The following is a 20,780-nucleotide window of genomic DNA, read 5'->3' on the forward strand; positions in this document are numbered from 1 at the left end:
ATTTCCGGCGCGATCCAGCATCTGGCCGGGATGAAAGATTCCAAGGTGATCGTTGCGATCAACAAGGACGAAGAAGCGCCGATCTTCCAGGTGGCCGATTACGGCCTGGTAGCGGACTTGTTCGAAGCGGTACCTGAGCTGGAGCAGGCGATCTAACTTCTGTAGGGGGCGGGTTCGCCCGCTCCCGCAGGAATAAAGCCATCTGCTTGCAGCACAACTTTTGCCACAATCCGTTTTGTAGTTCTATAGATGCAAGTACAAGTTCGAGTGTAGATTCCCGACGGTAATATCCCATCCTTAATTACGTTGTATCGAGGGTAAGACTATGTCGGGTAACTTCTCCAGGAATGTAATGAATACTCTTGTGGTTGCGCTTAGTTTGGCGTTTACCGGTTCTGCACTGGCCGATACGGCAGTCAATGATCCGCTGTATATAACCGGCAACTATAAATGCACAGGGTTTGACAGTCATGACGGGGCCTTCAAGGGCGACCTGAGTGTCAAAGTGAATGAGAAATCCAGCAACTTCAGCCAGAACTTCGGCGCTTATACCTTCACGCTTGAAGTGGATCTTGGAGGCGACAAGGCCACTTATTCAGGCTACGCCGCCGCCCAGGGTCAGCAATTGGCAATGTATTTTGCCAATGACAGCCAGGAGGCCGCCACGGATCGAGGCATCGGGCTTGCGACCATTACCCGTGACCAGGACAGCAAGGGGCAATACACTACCACGCTGCACAAGTCATACTATGCGCCCGACTACAATGGCGGTGGCCATGGTACGGAAACATGCATTAAAACCCCGCAAGTTTGAAATTGAAAAAGCCCCGGAGATTATCCGGGGCTTTTTTGTACGGCCCGGCTTATCAGCTGTAGCTGTTAACTTTTACCAGGGCAGGCTCGGTTTGAGCCTTTTGCCAGGTCAGGGTCAGGGTTTGCAGCACGCGCGCCATATAGTCGCTATCGGCCGCAGCCTTCTTGCCCACGTAGCCTTGGCCACGGCGGTACATTTTGAGGTGGGCGCGCATTTGTGGACGTTCCTCCTCGAATCTGGTTTCTTCCTTGCACGACGTCACGGGATCGATACGTACATCGCCGGCTTCGCTGATCCACAGGATATGGTCGTTCAGCGTGTCTTTCTGGGCGGCGAAGAGTCGAGCCAGCTCGTTAACAGTCGGTTGGTTATTCAGGTTCATGGCTAACTCCTTGACTACTCGTTGATCTGTCTAATTGATTCGCGCAACTGCACATGCAGCGCTACGTAGTGTCCATCCAAAGCAGATCTGTCTTGAGTTCGTCATATGTAGTAGTAAAACCCGGCACTACATACAGAGCGTAAAGCGAAGGAGAGCAGCGTGAACCAGGATGCCTGAGTGACATGACGCATCAGCCACAAGCTTCTTGAGGACGTTTCGCTAGCCCCTGTCGTCTTTGACGCGGACGATCAAGCCAGGTCAGCTTCATCAATTCTGCCTTGTGGGCAGTACCTATCCCGGAACAGCCCGACAGCTCGTCGAGCATGCTTGCAACAACCCTTTCCAGCGCTTCCGGTGGGGAAGACGTCTGCATAATGCTGGGGGAAAATCGAGCCGTCAATACTTATGTAGTGATTATTTTATGGCACTACATATGTGACTGGCGGGTCGATTTTCAGCATGCCGGTCATCCCCGATAAATGCCCCAACCGTAGCCGATACCCCCGTTATTTCGGCAGTTCAAGGTAGGCGAGCCCCACTCAGTTGCTGTTGCGCACCCGCCCCGGGTAATTCATCACAAATTGCACATGAGCCTTTACGCCCGTGGCCAGGGTGGCATCGTCGGCGGTGAAGTAGGGGCTGTGGTTGTTCGCGACCTTGCTCATGTCCTGCCCTTCAGGCGTAGCGCCCAAAAATACGAACAAGCCCGGGACTTTTTCGGCGTAGTAGGAGAAGTCTTCGCTGGGCGACAGGGACGCCGGCAGCAACTGCACCTTGCCTGGCGCAGCCAGTTCCAGTGCCGGGACCATCGCGGCGGTAAGCTGCGGGTCGTTGCTGGTGACCGGCGCATGATTGACCAGCAGCAGGCTGGCTTCGGTCTCGTAGGCACTGGCAATGCCTTGCACCAGGGGTGGCATTTTTTTCAGCAGGGTGTCGCGCACTGCCGCGCTGTTGCTGCGGATGGTGCCGGTCATTTCCACGCTTTCGGGAATGATATTGGCTGCAGAACCGGCATTGACGGTGCCAACACTGATCACGCCCATCCCCTGGGTCAGATCAGCCCGGCGGCTGACCAGGGTTTGCAGGCCGTTGATAATGCCTGCGCTGGCTACTACCGGGTCGACGCCGCTCCAGGGTGCCGAGCCATGGGTTTGCTGGCCTTTGACGATGATGCGAAAACCGTCGCTGCTATTGAGCACGGTACCGGCCTTGTAATACAGATGACCGGTGGGGTAACCCGCCATCACATGCACGCCGAATATGGCTTCGACCTTGGGGGAGTCCAGGGCGCCGTCGCGGATCATCGCCTGGGCACCCACCAGGGTTTCGGTTTCGAATTCGTCCAGGTCTGCCGCGCCTTCTTCAGCGGGCTGGAACAGGAATACCACGGTGCCGGCGACCTGATCGCGATGCTCGGCCAGCACTCTGGCTGCACCCAGCAGCATGGCGGTGTGGGTGTCATGGCCGCAGGCGTGCATCACCGGTACGGTTTTGCCCAGGCGCACTCCCGTGGCCGTGCTGGCCCAGGGCAGGCCGGTCATTTCCTTGACCGGCAGGGCGTCCATATCGGCGCGCAGGGCCATCACCGGGCCAGGCAGGCCACCCTTGAGCACGGCCACTACACCGGTCTTGCCCACTTGGGTGCGCACCTGCAAGCCCAGGCTTTTGAGTTGCTCGGCGACCATGGCGGCGGTCTTGAATTCCTGATTGCCCATCTCCGGGTTCTGGTGGAGGGTGTGGCGCAGGGAGATTACCTGCTCATTGACCGTCGCGACGGCGGGGTCGACCCAGCTCAGGTCAGCCGCATGGCCGGTGCTGGTCAGCGTGCTCAACAGTGCGAGGTACAAAGGGGCATGGCGAAGGCGGGGCAGCATTGAAGGTCTCTTGTTTGTTGTTTTTAGGGCGCTCAGGGTAAGCCAGTTTTTCGCACAGGCGGCGCAACCGCCGGGCTAAAAGCGTTCGATTACCGCCCATTAGCCGAGTGTCCAATTGCCCTGCCATTGCCGTCGTGCTTACTCTGGCGCAGACAACACCCATAATAATGACAACACCGAGTACCTTGCCGATGGATAGCCGCCTGCTGAGTGAACGCAGTAGCGTGTTCCGACACGCCGACCCACATGCCGTGTCCGACTATGTAAACCAGCATGTTGGCCAGCACTGCATCGGCCTTTCCAGAACCACCCGGCCGCTGGCCAGCCTCAATCACCGTAAATTCGCCGAGCTTGATCTGTGCCGGATCAGTTATGGCGGCAGTGTGCGCGTGACCTCGCCCGCACTGGAAACCATCTTTCACTTGCAGGTGCTGCTCAGCGGCAATTGCCTGTGGCGCGGCCCGAACCGCGAGCAGCACCTGGTGCCGGGGGAGTTGCTGGTGATCAATCCGGATGATCCGGTCGATTTGACTTACTCTCAGGATTGCGAAAAGTTCATCCTCAAAATACCGGCCAAATTGCTCGAATCGGTGTGCGACGATCAGCGTTGGCGGCGGCCGTCAGGCGGTGTGCGCTTTATGCGCAATCACTACCGGCTCGATGAGCTGGAGGGCTTTATCGGTTTGCTGGGCATGGTGTGCCAGGAGTCCGAGGCCAGCGATCCGCTGCTGCGGGTGCAGGAGCACTACACGCAGATTGTCGGCAGCAAGCTGTTGACCCTGATGCAGACCAATATCAGCCGTGAAAACCTGGCATCAGCCAGTGCCGGGCTTGAGCGCATACTCGATTACATCGAACGCAATCTCAAACAGGAACTCAACGGTGAAGACCTGGCAGCACAGGCCTGTATCAGCCAGCGCTCGTTGTACAGCCTGTTTGAGCGCCAGTTGGGCGTGACGCCGTTGCAGTACATTCGCCAGCGCAAACTTGCGCGGATTCATGCCTGCCTGAACGACCCGAGCTGCACGGTACGCAGCCTCACAGAGCTGGCGCTCGATTACGGTTTTATGCACTTGGGCCGTTTTTCCGAAAGCTACCGTTTGCAGTTCGGCGAGCTGCCTTCGAGCACCTTCAAGCGCCGGCACTGAGCAACGGATTTTGTGGGCGCGGGCTTGCTCGCGATGGGATCGCTGCGGTGTCAGCGGAACACCGCGCTGCCTGGATCGCGAGCAAGCCCGCTCCCACTGAAATACCCGTCTTGCCTGCACTAACCGGATAACGATCCGCAGTAAACGGATAGTGCCCCGGACATCGATTCCCTAACCTGACCCGGCCTGGATAATAACAACGGAGGCCCTGGCCATGTCCCTGGGTATCGATTACTTGAATGCCATGCTGGAAGACGACAAAGACAAGGGTATCTACCGCTGCAAGCGTGAGATGTTCACCGACCCCGACCTCTTTGAACTCGAAATGACCCATATCTTCGAGGGCAACTGGATCTACCTCGCCCACGAGAGCCAGATCCCCAACGTCAACGACTTCCTGACCACCACCATGGGCCGCCAGCCGATTTTTATCGCGCGTAACAAGGCCGGTGAACTCAACGCCTTTCTCAACGCCTGCAGCCATCGCGGCGCCATGCTGTGCCGGCACAAAACCGGCAACCGCGCCAGCTATACCTGTCCGTTTCACGGCTGGACCTTCAACAACAGCGGCAAGCTGCTCAAGGTCAAGGATCCGGGTGCCGCCGGTTACCCCGAAGGCTTCAACTGCGAAGGCTCCCATGATTTGACCAAAGTGGCCCGCTTCGAGTCCTATCGCGGCTTTCTGTTTGGCAGCCTCAACCCCGATGTGAAATCCCTGGCCGAGCATCTGGGTGAATCCGCCAAGATCATCGACATGATCGTCGACCAGTCCGCCGATGGCCTGGAGGTGCTGCGCGGTGCCAGTTCCTATATCTACGAAGGCAACTGGAAACTGACCGCCGAAAACGGCGCCGATGGCTATCACGTCAGCTCCGTGCACTGGAACTACGCGGCCACGCAAAACCAGCGCACCCTGCGTGAAGCGGGTGAAGAAATCAAAACCATGAGCGCCGGCAGCTGGGCCAAGGGCGGCGGCGGTTTCTACTCCTTCGACCATGGCCATCTGCTGCTCTGGACTCGCTGGGCCAACCCCGAAGATCGTCCGGCCTACGAGCGCCGCGACGAACTGGCCCGTGATTTCGGCCAGGCCCGTGCCGACTGGATGATCGAGAACTCGCGCAACCTGTGCCTGTACCCCAATGTGTACCTGATGGACCAGTTCAGCTCGCAAATCCGCATTGCCCGGCCCATCTCCGTGAATCAGACCGAGATCACCATCTACTGCATCGCGCCCAAAGGCGAAAGCAGTGAGGCGCGCACCAAGCGCATCCGTCAGTACGAAGATTTCTTCAACGTCAGCGGCATGGCCACTCCGGACGATCTGGAAGAGTTCCGCTCCTGCCAGACCGGTTACGGTGCAGGTCGCGGCTGGAATGACATGTCCCGCGGGGCCGAACACTGGGTCGAAGGCGCCGATGCCGCCGCCGCAGAAATCGACCTCAAGCCGCTGTTGTCCGGGGTGCGTACCGAAGACGAAGGCCTGTTTGTGCTGCAACATAAATACTGGCAGCAAACCATGCTCAAGGCGGCTGGCGGCGAGCCCGCGCTGATCCCCGTGGAGGCTGTGCAATGAACAGCCTTTACCCCATTGTGCGGGATTTTCTGTACCGCGAAGCGCGTTACCTGGACGACGGCCAGTGGGATCAGTGGCTTGAGCTGTACGCCGCCGATGCCAGTTTCTGGATGCCGTGCTGGGATGACAACGACCGCCTTACCGAAGACCCGCAAAGCGAAATCTCGCTGATCTGGTACGGCAGCCGCGGTGGCCTGGAAGATCGCGTGTTCCGCATCAAGACCGAGCGCTCCAGCGCGACCGTGCCCGACACCCGCACTTCGCACAACCTGAGCAATATCGAGATCGTCGACCAGGCCGACGGCCTGTGCCAAGTGCGTTTTAACTGGCACACCCTCAGCTTTCGCTACAAGACCACCGACAGCTACTTCGGCACCAGCTTTTACACCCTCGACATGCGCGGCCCACAGCCGCTGATCAAGGCCAAGAAAGTCGTGCTCAAGAATGACTACGTGCGTCAGGTCATCGACATCTACCACATCTGATCAAGGCTGTGATGCGTGCCTGAGAGTGCCTGTGGGTGCCCGGGCCGGGCATTGCCTGCGAGGTACATTATGAGTTTTCAAATTGCCCTCAACTTCGAAGACGGAGTTACCCGTTTTATCGAGACCAATGGCCAGGAAACCGTCGCTGACGCCGCTTACCGCCAGGGCATCAATATCCCGCTGGACTGCCGCGACGGTGCCTGCGGTACCTGCAAGTGCTTTGCCGAAGCTGGCCGCTACGAGCTGGGCGAGGACTATATCGAAGACGCCCTCAGCGCAGAGGAGGCCGGGCAGGGCTATGTGCTGACCTGCCAGATGCGTGCCGCCAGCGACTGCGTATTGCGGGTGCCTGCTTCTTCGACCTTGTGCAAGACCCAACAGGCCAGTTTTGATGCCGTTATCAGCAATGTGCAGCAGTTGTCCGAGAGCACCATCGCTCTGTCGATAAAGGGCGAGTCCCTGGGCAGCCTGGCGTTTTTGCCGGGCCAGTATGTCAACCTGCAGGTACCCGGCAGCGGGCAGAGCCGGGCCTATTCCTTCAGCACCCTGCAAAAGGATGGCGAGGTCAGCTTCCTGATCCGCAATGTCCCGGGCGGGCTGATGAGCAGCTTTTTGACAGGCATCGCCAAGGCTGGCGACAGCATGACCCTGGCGGGCCCTTTGGGCAGCTTTTACCTGCGTCAGATCCAGCGGCCCTTGTTGTTGCTGGCAGGTGGTACCGGGCTGGCGCCGTTCACCGCCATGCTGGAAAAAATCGCCGAGCAGGGCAGTGCCTACCCGGTTCATCTGATCTACGGCGTGAGCAACGACTTCGATCTGGTGGAGCTGGATCGCCTGCATGCCCTGAGTGAGCGCATCGCCAATTTCAGCTTCAGCGCCTGCGTGGCCAACCCGCAGAGCCAGCACCCGCTCAAGGGCTATGTGACCCAGCATATCGAGCCGGGCCATCTCAACCAGGGCGACGTCGATGTGTACCTGTGCGGCCCGCCGCCGATGGTGGAAGCGGTCAACCTGTATATCCGCGAGCAGGGCATTACCCCGGCCAATTTCTACTACGAGAAGTTTGCCGCTGCGGCCTGACACTTTGATTGGAGCTAGCCATGAACAACCGATTCCACAACAAGGTCGCGCTGGTTACCGGCGCCGCCCAGGGCATTGGCCGTCGCGTGTGCGAGCGTCTGCTGGGCGAGGGCGCGCAAGTGATTGCGGTGGACCGTTCCGAGCTGGTCTTTGAGCTGCAGGGCGAAGGCGTGCTGGCCCTGACTGCTGATCTGGAGCAATACACCGATTGTGTGCGGGTGATGGCTGCAGCGGTGAATACCTTTGGCCGCCTCGATGTGCTGGTCAACAACGTGGGCGGCACCATCTGGGCCAAACCGTTCGAGCATTACCGGGCCGAGGAAATCGAGGCCGAAGTTCGTCGCTCGCTGTTCCCCACTCTGTGGTGCTGCCATGCGGCGCTGCCCTACATGCTCGAACAGGGCAGCGGGGCGATTGTGAATGTTTCTTCAATCGCCACACGCAGCGTCAACCGCGTTCCTTACGGCGCGGCCAAGGGCGGCGTGAATGCATTGACTGCCTGCCTGGCGTTCGAGAATGCCCAGCGCGGGATTCGCGTCAACGCCACTGCCCCCGGGGGCACTGAGGCACCACCGCGGCGGATTGCGCGCAATGAGAACGAGCAAAGCCCCGAGGAGCAGGTCTGGTACCGGCAAATCGTTGACCAGACCCTCGACAGCAGCCTGATGAAACGTTACGCCAGCCTCGATGAGCAGGTCGGCGCGATCCTGTTTCTGGCCAGCGACGAAGCCTCCTATATCACCGGCGTAACCCTGCCGGTGGGTGGCGGCGACCTCGGCTGACTTCTCTGATAAAAAAGGACAACTGCCATGAGCCAAATTCTGATTGAAAGCCTGACGACCCTGATCGTCGATCTGCCCACCATCCGCCCGCATACGCTGGCCATGCACACCATGCGCAAACAGACCCTGGTGATTGTGCGCCTGCGTTGCAGCGACGGTATCGAAGGTGTCGGTGAAGCCACTACCATCGGCGGCCTGGCCTACGGTTACGAAAGCCCGGAAAGCATCAAGGCCAATATCGATGCGCATCTGGCACCGATGCTGGTGGGCAAGCCAGCGGCCAATATCAACGCCGCCATGCACAGCCTGGACAAGATTGCCAAGGGCAATACCTTTGCCAAATCGGGTATCGAAAGCGCGTTGCTCGACGCCCAGGGCAAGCGCCTGGGGCTGGCGGTCAGCGAGTTGCTGGGCGGGCGCGTGCGCGACAGTCTGGAAGTGGCCTGGACCCTGGCCAGCGGTGACACTGCCCGTGACATTGCCGAAGCCGAGCAGATGCTCGACCTGCGACGCCACCGCATCTTCAAATTGAAGATCGGTGCCAACCCGCTGGAGCAGGACCTCAAACATGTGCTGGCGATCAAAAAGGCCCTGGGTGAGCGCGCCAGTGTGCGGGTTGACGTCAACCAGTATTGGGACGAGTCCCAGGCCATTCGTGGTTGCCAGGTGCTGGGTGACCACGGTATCGACCTGATCGAACAGCCGATTTCCCGGGCTAATCGTTCAGGGCAGGTGCGTCTGAATCTGCGCAGCCCGGCGCCGATCATGGCCGACGAATCCATCGAAAGTGTCGAGGACGCCTTCAGTCTGGCGGCGGACGGTGCGGCCAGTGTATTTGCCCTCAAGATCGCGAAAAACGGCGGGCCCCGTGCAGTGCTGCGCACTGCTCATATCGCCGAGGCCGCCGGTATCGCCCTGTATGGCGGCACCATGCTTGAAGGCTCGGTGGGCACCCTGGCCTCGGCCCATGTTTTCCTCACCCTCAAGCAACTGACCTGGGGCACCGAGCTGTTCGGGCCACTGCTGCTGACCGAAGACATCGTCACCGAGGCGCCGCAGTACCGTGATTTTGAGCTGCATATCCCGCGCACTCCAGGCCTGGGCCTGACGCTGGACGAAGAGCGCCTGGCCCGTTTTAGCCGCTGACACTCTGAAAAACCCCTGTGGCAGCGGGCTTGCTCGCGATGCAGACGACTCGGTGCATCCGCGCTGATGCTATCGCGAGCAAGCCCGCTCCCACAGCCACTTCCCCTATTTCTTCAAGGAGAGCCCCATGCTTTTCCACGTAAAAATGACCGTAAATCTGCCCCTGGACATGGACCCGACCAAGGCCGCAAAACTCAAAGCCGACGAAAAGCAACTGGCTCAACGGCTGCAGCAGGAAGGCACCTGGCGCCATCTGTGGCGCATCGCCGGGCACTACGCCAACTACAGCGTGTTCGACGTGGTCAGTGTCGAAGAACTGCATGACACCCTGCTGCAATTGCCGCTCTTTCCCTACATGGATATCGAGATTGAAGGGCTGTGCCGCCACCCGTCCTCGATCCACAGCGACGACCGCTAACGCTTTCTATCCCTTGCACAAGAACAAGATGAGGTGAGCCCCATGACCGTGAAAATTTCCCACACCGAAGTCATCCAGCGCTTCTTCAAGGAAGCCGCAGGTTTTTCCAGCGATAACGGCAACCCGCGCCTGAAAAGCATCATCCTGCGCATCTTGCAGGACAGCGCCAGAATCATCGAAGACCTGGACATCACTGAAGATGAATTCTGGAAGTCCGTGGACTATCTCAACCGCCTGGGCGGCCGCTCGGAAGCCGGGCTGCTGGTGGCCGGGCTGGGCATCGAGCATTTTATCGACCTGTTGCAGGACGCCAAGGACGAGCAGGCCGGTCAGACTGGCGGCACCCCGCGTACCATCGAAGGCCCGCTGTATGTGGCCGGTGCCCCGGTGTACGAAGGGTTGGCACGGATGGACGACGGCAGCGAGGAGGGTGTTGCCACCGTGATGTTCCTCGAAGGGCAGGTGTTCGATCTTTCGGGCCAACCGCTGGCCGGTGCCACGGTTGATCTATGGCACGCCAACACCAAGGGTACCTACTCGTTCTTTGACCAGAGCCAGTCCGAGTACAATCTGCGCCGACGTATCATCACCGATGCCCAGGGCCGCTACCGTGCCCGCAGCATCGTGCCCTCGGGCTATGGCTGCGACCCGCAGGGGCCGACCCAGGAATGCCTTGACCAACTGGGCCGTCACGGCCAGCGTCCGGCCCATGTGCACTTCTTTATCTCGGCTCCCGGTCACCGTCACCTGACCACCCAGATCAACCTGTCCGGGGACAAGTACCTGTGGGACGACTTTGCCTATGCCACCCGCGACGGCCTGGTGGGTGAAGTGCAGTTTCGCGACGACGGTGCCCGTGGTGTTGCCGGGCGTTATGCCGAGTTGAGGTTCGACTTCCAGTTGCAACAGGCCGTTGCGCCTGCTGCCGAACAGCGCAGCCATCGCCCGCGGGCCTTGCAGCAGGTTTGACAGCAGGCTGCAGCGAGGCCTGAGAACCCGTGCCGGTCTGCAAGTGTTTGCCCGGCAACAGTGGTCCGACAGACTGTTGGCAAACAGGCAGCTCTGGGAACCGTGCCACAGCGCTGCCCGCCGGCGCCACTGGCTCAAAGGGCTGCGGCATGGTCTGTGCAAAGCTCCTGGAAATACCCTTCAGGAACACTGTCATGCCTGCAGCCACCTCGCGCAAACCGCACTTTTTCCCTACACGCTTCTGGCAGGCCATGGCGCTGGCGGTGGTCAGCGTCGGGCTGGGCACACTGGCCCATGCCGACGACAACGATGTGCCTTCCCTGGCCGGCAAACGCATTGCCATCAGCATGACCGGCACCAGTCACTACTTTGATGTCAAAGCCTTCGACGCCCAGGTTGCCGAAGTCAGGCGCCTGGGCGGCACACCGATCACCCTGGATGCCGGGCGCAACGATAAAAACCTGGTGACCCAACTGCAAACCGTGGTCACCCAGAAACCCGATGCGGTGATCCAGACCCTGGGCACCCTGAGCGTGATCGATCCCTGGCTCAAGCGTATCAGCAAGGCCGGCATTCCTCTGTTTACGATTGATGCGCCGTCGCAATACAGCCTCAATAACACCACATCGGACAACGTCGCCACCGGCAAGCATCTGGCCGACCAGTTGGTAGCCGACAGTGGCGCCAAGGGCAATATTCTGGTGTTCAACGGCTTTTACGGGGTGCCGGTGTGTGCGATCCGCTATGACCAGCTCAAACTGGCGCTCAAGGATCATCCCGAGCTGAAAATCATTGATCCCGAACTGCGTGATGTGATCCCCAATACCGTGCAGGACGCCTACAGTCAGGTCAGTGCACTGCTCAACAAATACCCCAAGGGCAGCGTAACCGCGATCTGGTCTGCCTGGGATATTCCGCAATTGGGCGCGAGCAAGGCGTTGGTGGATGCCGGGCGTACGGAGATCAAGACCTATGGCGTCGATGGCACGCCCGAAGTGCTGGAGTTGCTCAAACGCAGCGACTCGCCGGTCGGTGCGGTGATAGCCCAGCAACCGGCTTTGATCGGCAAAACCGCTGTGCAAAACGTGGCGCGCTATCTGGCCGGGCAACATGACCTGCCCAGGGAAACCCAGGTGCCGACCCTGCTGACTACTGCTGCGAACCTTGAGCAGGTGCAAAAGCTGCGAGGCGATCAGTGACGTCTCCCGCCCTGCATTTGCAGGGCATCACCAAGTCTTTCGGGGCCACCCGGGCGCTGGATGGCGTTGATCTGCGCGTCGAGCAAGGCTCCATTCACGGGCTGGTCGGTGAAAACGGTGCCGGTAAATCAACCCTGATCAAAGTGCTGGCAGGTATCCATCGGGCCGACAGTGGCACCCTGGCAGTGGACGGGCAGTCTTTTGCGGCGTTGAGCCCGCGGCAGATTGAGGCGCTGGGCGTGCATTTCATTCACCAGGAACGCTTGTTGCCCGCCAGTTTTACCGTAGGTGAAGCGCTGTTCTTCGGCCGCGAACTCAGGCGCGGGCCTTTTATCCGCCGGCGTGCCCAGGACCGCGAGGCCGCACGGTTGTTGCGTGAGTATTTCGACCTGGAGTTCCCCGCCGGGGCGCTGGTCAGCGAGCTGGACAGCGCCCGGCGACAGATTCTGCAAATTACCCGGGCCTTGCTGGCCAAGCCGAAAGTCCTGGTGTTCGACGAGCCCAGCGTGTCACTGGTCAAGCGCGAGGTTGACCAGTTGCTGGCCATTATCCGCCGTCTGCGCGATCAGGGTCTGACGATTGTGTACATCTCCCATTATCTGCAAGAAATCCAAAGCCTGTGCGACCGGGTCACCGTGTTGCGCAATGGTCGTGCCGTGGCCGTGGTGGATCCGCGCAGTACTTCGACGGCACAGATTGCCCGGTTGATGGTCAATCGCGAGGTCGGCGAGATGTACCCCAAGGCCGTGGTAACGCCGGGTGAGGTGGTGCTCGAACTGAAGGGGCTCAGTGCTGGTCTGGCGTATCGCGATATTCACTTGAGCCTGCGCAAAGGTGAAGTGTTGGGGCTGACCGGGCTGGTGGGTTCTGGTGCCAAGGAACTGCTCAAGACTTTGTTTGGTCTGGTGCAGCCCGAGCAGGGCAGCGTGCATTTGCAGGGACGCCTTACGCGCCTCAAGTCGCCCCGCGATGCGGTGCGCAAAGGTATCGCGCTGGTGCCCGAAGAACGCCGCAGCCACGGGGTTGCACCACTGCTTTCGGTCATGGAAAACCTGACCCTGGCCGGCTTGTCGCGCTTTATTCGCTGGGGGCTGTTGAGTTCTGCGGCACAGGTTCGGGAAAGCGATCGGCTGATTGCCGAACTGGGGATCAAGACCGCCGGACATGACGCCAGGGTCTCGCAGTTGAGTGGCGGCAATCAGCAAAAAGTCGCGCTGGGTAAATGGCTAGGGAAGGGCTGTGCGGTGTATCTGCTCGACGAACCCAGTGTCGGCATCGATATCGGCGCCAAGGTCGAGATCTATCGCCTGATCGGCCGCTTGGCCAAGCAAGGTGCGGCGGTGCTGGTGCTGTCTTCTGATTTACCGGAGCTGATTGGCATTAGTGACCGGATTCTGGTCATGCACCGTGGTGCGCTGGCCGGTGAATTCGATGCCCGCGAGGTCGACAGCGATCGTTTGCTGGCCTGTGCCACGGGGGCGCGGGAATTAGCCACTGTGGCCCTTGAATGCGAGCAGGAGCCTGCACATGCCTTCGTCTGAAATCCTCGTCCAACCGCTGGCCCGACGGCTTGGCTTGCTGCTTCTGAGGCGCGGCTCACTGCTGGCGCTTTTGCTGATTCTGGCGGTGTTCGCCGTGAGTGCGCCAAACTTCCTCAGCCCGGGCAATATCGCCAACGTGTTTGCCCAGTCGGCGATCCTCGGCATTCTCGCCTTCGGCCTTACCTGTGTGGTGATTGGTGGTGGTTCCAATGTGGTTTCGGGTGGCCTTGACCTGTCGCTGGCGGCCAATCTGGGCCTCTGTGCAGCGGTCTACAGCAGCCTGAACAATGCGGGGCTGAACGCCGCGCAAGCAATTGGCCTGACCTTGCTCTGCGGGCTGGCGGTGGGTGCCCTGAACGGTTTTACCGTAGTGGTGCTGCGTCTGCCGCCGCTGCTCGCCACCCTGGCGAGCATGAACCTGATTGCCGGGCTGGAGCTGGTGCTGACCCAAAACAGCGTACTGCCCACCGACTCGGCCTTGCTCGACATCCTGGCCACTGGTGAATGGCTGCGGGTACCCGTACTGGCCTGGGTGTTGCTGGGGGTTGCCTTGCTGCTGGGCTTGTTGATTCAGCACAGCCCTTATGGCTTGCGCCTGTATGCGGTGGGCGAATACCCCCAGGCGGCGCGGGCGGCCGGGCTGGGCGTAGGCCGCTATGTGTTTTCCAGCTACCTGATTGCCGGGCTGTGTGCAGCGGTTGCAGCATTTTGTTCGGCGGCATTTTTCAGCGGCAGCACCACCGGTTCCGGGGACATGCTGCTGTCGGTTGTGGCCATTGCTTTTCTCGGTGTGGTGTTCTCCCGGCGGCTGGTGGCGAATATCCCCGGCACCTTGTTGGCAACGTTGCTGCTGGGTTTCTTGATTAACGGTTTCCAACTGCTGAACATCGCCAGCTTCTGGGTCAACGGTGTGCAGGGGGTGCTGATTCTATTGGTGGTGGCCATGTCCAGTGCCTTGCGCAAAGAGGAGGGTGGACAATGACTACGCTCGCTGCAACGCCGGTATCCGCGGTGCTTATATCCCGCCTGCTGCGCGGTATTCTGCCGCTCTTGATCGTTGTGATCGTGGTTTTTTTCGCTGTGGCTGCGCCGGGATTTTTGACCCTGGGCAATTTGAGCAGCCTGCTGCTGAACAACTTCGTGCTGTTGGCGATTGTTGCCATTGGCATGACCTGGGCTGTGGCGGCAGGGGGGATCGACCTGTCGGTGGGCACCGCGGCGGATTTCGCTAGCCTGGCTTTTGTCGTGCTGCTAAATGGCGGTCATGGCCTGCCCGTTGCCATCCCCGGCGCCCTGCTGGCCGGGGCGCTGGTGGGGGGCTTTAATGCGGGGCTGATCGCGGGTCTTGGCATCACGCCATTTCTGGCGACACTGGGCACCTTGTTTATCGGCACCAGTGTTCAGCAGTTGCTGTCCGAGGGTGGGCAGCCGATCTATATCGCGCAGAACCTGTTGCCGGGGATTAGCGCGATGTCATGGTTGGGTGTGCCCTTGCCTTTGTGGCTGGTGCTGGGTGTGGCGACGGTATACGGGGTGATTCTGGCCCGAGGGCGGTTGGGGCGAGAAATTCTCGCGGTTGGCACTCAGGTGCAACTGGCGCGATATTCGGGCCTGTCGATCCGCCAGATCAGCCTCAAGGTGTTTATTGCCAGCGCGCTGGCCTGTGCCGTGGCCGGGGTTGTGCTCAGTTCCACGGTCAATGCTTATGTACCGATGTCGGGCAATGCGTTTTTGATCAATGCCATCGGTGCAGTGTTTATGGGCACTACCTTGAGTCGCAACGGACGCGCCAACATCCCCGGCACGTTGCTGGGGGTGTTGTTTATCAATGTGATTGCCAATGGGTTGCTGTTGATCGGCTGGAATTTCTATTGGCAACAGGTGGCGACCGGGGCGCTGATTTTGCTGGTGCTGGCGTTCAGTTTTGGCAGTCGGCGATTGCAGGCGCAGCAGTAAGCCTGAAGGGGCTGGTTTGCCTGCGGTGGCAGCCCTGTGCTGGTGCGAATGCCCCGCGCTGTCTGCATCGCGAGGCCCGCGGCCACACCGCTGTCTAGCCTGCTTTGAGGCTATTGCCGATCTGCCAAACATACAGCGGCGCAGTACCGTTAACCGCCCAGTCCCCGACAATCCGCGCCTTGTAGATCCACGGGTTGTGGGAGGCCGCAGTGCGAGCATTGCGCCAATGGCGATCCAGCGCCTTGCTGACGCTGACCCCGGAGGCTCCCAGCGCATTGAACAGATCGCTGGTGGCCCGCAGAATCAATTCCGACACCACTACCTGGGCTTTGGAAGTCTCGATTTCGGCGTCGATATTGGCCAGGCGCTCGGCCTCAATGTCCTCGGCCAGGCGTGCGACATAGGCCCTCTGCAGCGGTTCGGCCGAGCGTAGGGTCAGCGCCTCGGCTGCGTAGACCTGAGCCGATATCTGCCCGACCACTTGCAGGATTTGCGCATCGCCACTGGCGGTCTCGGCATTGCCGTGGCTGAACACCCGCTTGCGTTCACGCACTTCTTGCGCAATATCGCGCTCCACCGCACGACCAATACCCGCGAGTACGGCCAGCAGCACCAGTTGGTAAAAAGCGGTCTGGTATTTGAAACGTGTTTCGAAGGGGATTACGTGTTCGGCGCTCAGCGGCACGTCGACATACACCGAGGTGCCGCTGCCCGTGGTGCGCTGGCCAAAGCCGTCCCAGTCATCGCTCTGGGTGACGCCGGGGTGATGGGCATGCACCAGGGCAATCACATCGGCGCCGTTGTCCGAACGCTGGGCATAGACATCTATCCAGTCGGCAAAGAGGCTGCCGGTACTGTAGTACTTGGCGCCGTTGAGGAGGTACTTGTCGCCGTGGGGGGTGATCCTGGTGAGGATTTCCCCCAGTTTTACCGCGCCCACTTCAGTCCAGCCATTGCCCACCAGCTCGCCCGCCACAAAACGTGCGAACCATGCCCCGCGTTCCGGGCTTGGCGAAGCGTTGAGACGGTCTTCGACAAAGGCAAAATGGCCGCGCAGGGCTTGCGGGATATTGGAGTCGGCCTCGGCCAGCTCGATCAGTAACTGGAACAATTGGCCGATGGACGCTCCGGAGCCGCCGTATTCAATCGGCACCCGCACTGCGCCAAAACCTGCCTGCTTGAGCCAGCGGATAGGTTCATGGGGCAACTCGCGGGCCTGTTCGCGTTCAAGCGTGCCGGCGGCGATTTTGCGAAACAGCGGGCGAAAACGATTGGCCAGGGTCTCGTAGTCGGTGCCCACGGACAGAGGTGATGCGGTCATGGCAGTTCTCCTGAAATGGAAGGTTCCTGTCGTGGGGGGTTGCAGGGTTTGTGCCGCAGGCGACGAGCCCGCAAAACCGGGAGTCAGGCCTTGGCAACTGACTGCTGAGCAACAGTTAACAATCAGGTTGTACGCAAATCGCACAGCAATGAGCACCAAGAATCCTTGCGCGGGCAAGCAGGCTCGTACTCGCAAGGCAGGGGCATGTCCGGCACGGCCTGTGCAATAGCGCTTTCAAAAGCCTTGCCGTGGAGTAATTGGATGTCCCGTGAAATCCGTCTCAATGCCTTCGATATGAACTGTGTCGGTCATCAATCCCCGGGCTTGTGGGCCCACCCCCGTGATCGCTCGTGGCAGTACAAGGACCTTGAATACTGGACAGACCTGGCCAGGATCCTTGAGCGTGGCAAGTTCGACGGACTGTTTATCGCCGATGTGCTGGGAATCTATGACGTGTATCGCGGCAATGGCGATGCGGCGATCCGCCAGGGCGTGCAGGTGCCGGTCAATGACCCGCTGCAACTGATCCCGCCGATGGCGCTGGTGACCGAGCACCTGGGGTTTGGCCTGACCGCCTCATTGTCGTTTGAGCATCCGTATCCGTTCGCTCGTCGGCTGTCGACCCTTGACCATCTGACCAAAGGCCGTGCAGGGTGGAATATTGTCACTTCGTATCTGGAAAGCGGCGCCAGGAACATCGGGCAGCAAGCGCTGACCGAGCACGATGCGCGCTATGACTATGCCCAGGAATATCTGGAAGTTTGCTACAAGCTCTGGGAAGGCAGCTGGGAAGAGGGCGCCATCCTGCGCGACCGCGAGCGACGGGTGTTCAGCGACCCGGGCAAAATTCATGAAATCCACCACTACGGCAAACATTTCCAGGTGCCGGGCATTCACCTCTGTGAACCCTCGCCGCAGCGCACTCCGGTGCTCTATCAGGCAGGGGCGTCCGGCCGGGGCAAGCAGTTTGCCGCCGAGCAGGCCGAGTGCGTATTTGTCGCGGCGCCGTCCAAGGTGCTGTTGAAAAAAACCGTCGCCGATATCCGCCGCCGTGCGGCCGAAGCCGGGCGAGACCCTGCCAAAATCCTGATTTTCAATCTGCAGACAGTGATCCTCGGCGAGACCGATGCCCTGGCCAAGGCCAAGTTCGAAGAATACAAAAGCTACGTCAGCTACGAAGGCGCAATGGCCCTGATCAGCGGCTGGACCGGCATTGATTTCAGTCAGTTCAAGCCTGACGAGCCGCTCAAACATGTGCACACCAATGCCATTCAGTCGGCGGTCGAGACCTTTTCCACGGCGGACCCCAACACTGTCTGGACCCCCAATGCCCTGGCCGACTGGGTGGGCATCGGCGGCTTTGGCCCGCTGTTTGTCGGCAGCCCGGAAACCGTGGCTGACCTGCTCGAAGAATGGGTGGCCGAGACCGATGTGGACGGTTTCAACCTGGCTTACGCCATCACCCACGAGACCTTTATCGATGCCGTCGAGCTGTTGGTGCCGGAACTGCAAAAGCGCGGCGTGTACAAGAAGGACTACGCGCCGGGCACCCTGCGCGAGAAGCTGTTTGGCGAAGGTCCGCGTCTGGCACACGGGCATCCGGGGGCGGGCTACCGCAACCTGGGCGAACTCAACCGCAGCCGCGCAACAGAGCCTGCTTGAAACCAGGGGCTGGACACAGGCAGGGTCAGTGACTGACTCTGCGTTCAGCGCTCAATAAATCCAGGAACGAGTGAATGACCTCAAGTGATGTGCCAAGCGGACAGGCAACCCCTGCCATCCGCACGGCCGATATTCTGATTGTTGGCGGTGGCCTGAGCGGTACGTTGCTGGCCATGCAACTGCTGCGCTTGCCGGGTGCCCGGCATATCGTGGTGCTGGAACCCCGGGCCGAACTGGGCCGGGGCGAGGCCTACAGCGCCACCGAGCTGGGCCATACCCTTAACGGCAATGCCGCGCGCATGAGCGTCGAACCGGATGATGCCGACGACCTGACCCGCTGGCTGCAGGCTCATATCGCCGGGGGTGGCTGGCCCGAGTCCGGGGTGCAGCAGGTGCCGGTTGCCGAGCTGTTCCCGCCGCGAGGGCTGTTTGGTGTGTATGCCCGCCAGCGTCTGGCCGAAGCACAGGCCATCGGCGCAGCGCAGGGCTCAAGCCTGAGCCATGTGCGTGATGAAGTGATCGATCTGCAAACCCCGGGGCAGGGTGTTATCGCCACACTCAAGGACGGTAGCCAGTGGCAGGCCGGTGTTGCGGTCCTGGCCACCGGCATGTTCCCGGCGGCCCGCACGGCGCAGCGCCAGTCCAGTGGCCTCAACGCGGCAGCGCTGGACCCTTGGGATGTCCAGGCTTTGCGTGCGCTGCCGGTGGATGCCCGGGTACTGATTATCGGCTCGGGGCTGACCATGGTGGATGCCCTTGAGTCCCTGAACCAGGCGGGACACCGAGGGCCGATCGAGGTTTTTTCCCGGCATGGCCTGTTGCCCCATGTGCGACGCCAGCCACCGGTATGGGAAGATTTTCTCAGCCTGGCCCCGGACCTTCGCAGTCCTTTGCAGCTGCTGCGTGAACTGCGCCGCCAATGTGCCCTGGCCCAGTCCCTCGGGATCGACTGGCAGGCACCGCTGGACACCGTGCGGGTGCATATCGCCAGGCTCTGGAGTCAGGCCGATGATACCCAGCGCCGTCAGTTTGTACGCCATGTGCGGCCCTGGTGGGAGAGCCATCATCACCGTTCGCCGCCTCAGGGTGATGCCTTGTTGCAGCGTCTGCTCGAGGAAGGGCGGCTGACCATCCATACGGCGTCGCTGCAAGGGGTTGATAGCTCAGGGCCACGGATCCGGCTGCGTTATCGCGGGCAATCCGAAGCGGTATGGATTGAGGGTGATGGCCTGATCAACTCCACCGGCATCGAGTACGACTGGCGCCGGGTGGATAAACCCTTGCCACGCCAGCTGTTGCAGCGCGGGTTGATACGGCCCGGCAATCTGGGGCTGGGCATTGCCGCCGATGCGGGCGGGGCGGTTTTGAATGCGCAGGCCGAGCCCGCACAGCGGTTGTTTGCGATGGGCCCGCCATTGCGCGGCATGTGGTGGGAAAGTACCGCGGTAACCGATGTTGCCTTGCAGGCCAAGGCATTGGCTGAGCGATTGGCGTCGCTGTAATACCCCCCCCCCGACCCTCTCCCGCAGTCAGGGGGTTGGGGGGGCTTTTGTTTGAAATGACTTAATTGCCCTCAAAGCGAGCCGCCCGTTTTTCGATAAACGCCTGCATGCCTTCTTTTTGATCCCTGGAGGCAAACAGCAGTGCATTGGCTTTGCGCTCCAGCGCCAGGCCCGTTTCCAGTGGCCCGTCAACCCCGGCCAAAATCACTTCTTTGATCTGTTCTGCTGCCAGCGGCGGCATGGCGGCGATCAGCTGCGCCATCTCCAGGGCATAGGCCTGGACCTCGGCATCGTCGACAACGTTGCTCACCAGCCCCGAAACCCAGGCCTCTTCAGCGGTAATCGGCTGCCCGGTCAGGGCCATGCGCATCGCCTTGGCCTTGCCGACCGCCCGCACCAGCCGTTGAGTGCCGCCGATACCCGGCATGATGCCGATGCGAATTTCCGGCTGGCAAAATTTGGCGCTGCGCCCGGCCACGATGATGTCCGCCAGCATCGCCAGTTCGCAGCCACCGCCATAGGCATAGCCGCACACCGCCGCAATCACCGGCTTGGGGCAATGCTGGATGGGTGCCCACAGCCGTTCGGTATGACGCTGGTAAATATCGATCGGGCCGACTCCGGCCATGCTGTTGATATCGCCACCGGCGGCAAACACTTTGTCGCCACCGGTCAACAGGATGCAGCGCACGTTCGGGTTCTCGGCCAGCTCGGTGAAGTGACGCGACAGCAGCGCTTGCAGCTCAAGGCTCAGGGCGTTGGTGGCCTGGGGGCGGTTCAGACGCAGCAGGGCCACGCCCGGGCTCGGGAATTCAAGTAGTACCGGCGCGGCAGATGGATCTGTCATGGGGTTCCTCATTGACGGGGGCTGTCACCACAGCATGCGCTGGATTGTTGCGTTCACCCGGTCGTGATTCATCGTCCGTTC

19 protein-coding genes and 1 pseudogene are annotated in these 20,780 nt (G+C 60.6%); 16 read left to right on the top strand and 4 right to left on the bottom strand.

The features are described 5' to 3' along the window. Together QN377_RS05805 and QN377_RS05810 are read left to right on the top strand one after the other, a co-directional pair. Positions 1-156 (top strand): annotated as a pseudogene (locus QN377_RS05805) (electron transfer flavoprotein subunit alpha/FixB family protein); the annotation flags it as partial. A 196-nt stretch (positions 157-352) separates the two neighbouring features. Further along, entirely contained in the window at positions 353-814 is a 462-nt protein-coding gene (locus QN377_RS05810) for a hypothetical protein (RefSeq protein ID WP_095018427.1), read from the top strand. A 52-nt stretch (positions 815-866) separates the two neighbouring features. On the opposite strand, the gene QN377_RS05815 is transcribed toward QN377_RS05810, so the two are convergent. Continuing rightward, positions 867-1,196 carry a hypothetical protein gene (locus QN377_RS05815; RefSeq protein WP_094999986.1) on the bottom strand — a complete coding sequence of 110 codons (330 nt, stop codon included), beginning with the start codon at positions 1,194-1,196 and terminating at the stop codon, positions 867-869. A gap of 539 nt (positions 1,197-1,735) precedes the next feature. Then, positions 1,736-3,070: an amidohydrolase gene (locus QN377_RS05820; RefSeq protein WP_322212793.1), complete on the bottom strand. Its 1,335-nt coding sequence runs from the start codon at positions 3,068-3,070 to the stop codon at positions 1,736-1,738. A gap of 191 nt (positions 3,071-3,261) precedes the next feature. Between QN377_RS05820 and QN377_RS05825 the strand changes: the two genes are divergently transcribed. From QN377_RS05825 to QN377_RS05880, 12 genes are all read left to right on the top strand, one after another. After that, a complete protein-coding gene (locus QN377_RS05825) occupies positions 3,262-4,218 on the top strand; it encodes an AraC family transcriptional regulator (RefSeq protein ID WP_095018429.1) in 957 nt (318 codons plus the stop codon). A gap of 214 nt (positions 4,219-4,432) precedes the next feature. Continuing rightward, a complete protein-coding gene (benA, locus tag QN377_RS05830; RefSeq protein ID WP_094999989.1) occupies positions 4,433-5,791 on the top strand; it encodes a benzoate 1,2-dioxygenase large subunit in 1,359 nt (452 codons plus the stop codon). Beyond that, positions 5,788-6,276, top strand: coding sequence for a benzoate 1,2-dioxygenase small subunit (gene benB / locus QN377_RS05835; RefSeq protein ID WP_094999990.1), 489 nt, complete (start codon positions 5,788-5,790; stop codon positions 6,274-6,276). The genes benA and benB overlap by 4 nt, the downstream gene beginning before the upstream one ends. A gap of 69 nt (positions 6,277-6,345) precedes the next feature. Further along, complete coding sequence (benC, locus tag QN377_RS05840) at positions 6,346-7,356, top strand: benzoate 1,2-dioxygenase electron transfer component BenC (protein ID WP_094999991.1); 1,011 nt, start codon at positions 6,346-6,348, stop codon at positions 7,354-7,356. A 20-nt stretch (positions 7,357-7,376) separates the two neighbouring features. Next, complete coding sequence (locus QN377_RS05845) at positions 7,377-8,138, top strand: 1,6-dihydroxycyclohexa-2,4-diene-1-carboxylate dehydrogenase (protein WP_095018430.1); 762 nt, start codon at positions 7,377-7,379, stop codon at positions 8,136-8,138. Positions 8,139-8,165: 27 nt separating this feature from the next. After that, a complete protein-coding gene (locus tag QN377_RS05850) occupies positions 8,166-9,284 on the top strand; it encodes a muconate cycloisomerase family protein (protein WP_095018431.1) in 1,119 nt (372 codons plus the stop codon). A 127-nt stretch (positions 9,285-9,411) separates the two neighbouring features. Further along, positions 9,412-9,702: a muconolactone Delta-isomerase gene (gene catC / locus QN377_RS05855; RefSeq protein WP_095018432.1), complete on the top strand. Its 291-nt coding sequence runs from the start codon at positions 9,412-9,414 to the stop codon at positions 9,700-9,702. Positions 9,703-9,744: 42 nt separating this feature from the next. Next, positions 9,745-10,671, top strand: a complete 927-nt coding sequence (gene catA, locus QN377_RS05860; protein WP_095018433.1) for a catechol 1,2-dioxygenase — start codon at positions 9,745-9,747, stop codon at positions 10,669-10,671. A gap of 251 nt (positions 10,672-10,922) precedes the next feature. Then, positions 10,923-11,870, top strand: a complete 948-nt coding sequence (locus tag QN377_RS05865) for a sugar ABC transporter substrate-binding protein (protein ID WP_238705493.1) — start codon at positions 10,923-10,925, stop codon at positions 11,868-11,870. Continuing rightward, positions 11,867-13,411, top strand: coding sequence for a sugar ABC transporter ATP-binding protein (locus tag QN377_RS05870; protein WP_095018435.1), 1,545 nt, complete (start codon positions 11,867-11,869; stop codon positions 13,409-13,411). The genes QN377_RS05865 and QN377_RS05870 overlap by 4 nt, the downstream gene beginning before the upstream one ends. Beyond that, on the top strand, positions 13,398-14,393 hold the full coding sequence (locus QN377_RS05875) for an ABC transporter permease (protein WP_094999998.1): 996 nt from the start codon (positions 13,398-13,400) through the stop codon (positions 14,391-14,393). The genes QN377_RS05870 and QN377_RS05875 overlap by 14 nt, the downstream gene beginning before the upstream one ends. After that, the gene (locus tag QN377_RS05880; protein ID WP_095018436.1) at positions 14,390-15,367 is read left to right on the top strand and encodes an ABC transporter permease; all 978 of its coding nucleotides are present in this window, start codon (positions 14,390-14,392) and stop codon (positions 15,365-15,367) included. The genes QN377_RS05875 and QN377_RS05880 overlap by 4 nt, the downstream gene beginning before the upstream one ends. A gap of 94 nt (positions 15,368-15,461) precedes the next feature. Here the strand turns inward: QN377_RS05880 and QN377_RS05885 are convergent, their stop codons facing one another. After that, complete coding sequence (locus QN377_RS05885) at positions 15,462-16,688, bottom strand: acyl-CoA dehydrogenase family protein (RefSeq protein ID WP_095018437.1); 1,227 nt, start codon at positions 16,686-16,688, stop codon at positions 15,462-15,464. Between the two features lie 261 nt (positions 16,689-16,949). Here QN377_RS05885 and QN377_RS05890 point away from each other — a divergent pair, with 261 nt between their 5' ends. Further along, positions 16,950-18,350 carry an LLM class flavin-dependent oxidoreductase gene (locus tag QN377_RS05890; RefSeq protein WP_095018438.1) on the top strand — a complete coding sequence of 467 codons (1,401 nt, stop codon included), beginning with the start codon at positions 16,950-16,952 and terminating at the stop codon, positions 18,348-18,350. A gap of 74 nt (positions 18,351-18,424) precedes the next feature. Next, positions 18,425-19,852: an FAD/NAD(P)-binding protein gene (locus QN377_RS05895; RefSeq protein ID WP_095038861.1), complete on the top strand. Its 1,428-nt coding sequence runs from the start codon at positions 18,425-18,427 to the stop codon at positions 19,850-19,852. A gap of 61 nt (positions 19,853-19,913) precedes the next feature. Here the strand turns inward: QN377_RS05895 and QN377_RS05900 are convergent, their stop codons facing one another. Beyond that, positions 19,914-20,699: an enoyl-CoA hydratase gene (locus QN377_RS05900; protein ID WP_170943688.1), complete on the bottom strand. Its 786-nt coding sequence runs from the start codon at positions 20,697-20,699 to the stop codon at positions 19,914-19,916. Positions 20,700-20,780 lie beyond the last annotated feature (81 nt).

The organism is Pseudomonas sp. CCC4.1 (assembly GCF_035019225.1).
Lineage (GTDB): Bacteria > Pseudomonadota > Gammaproteobacteria > Pseudomonadales > Pseudomonadaceae > Aquipseudomonas > Aquipseudomonas bubulae.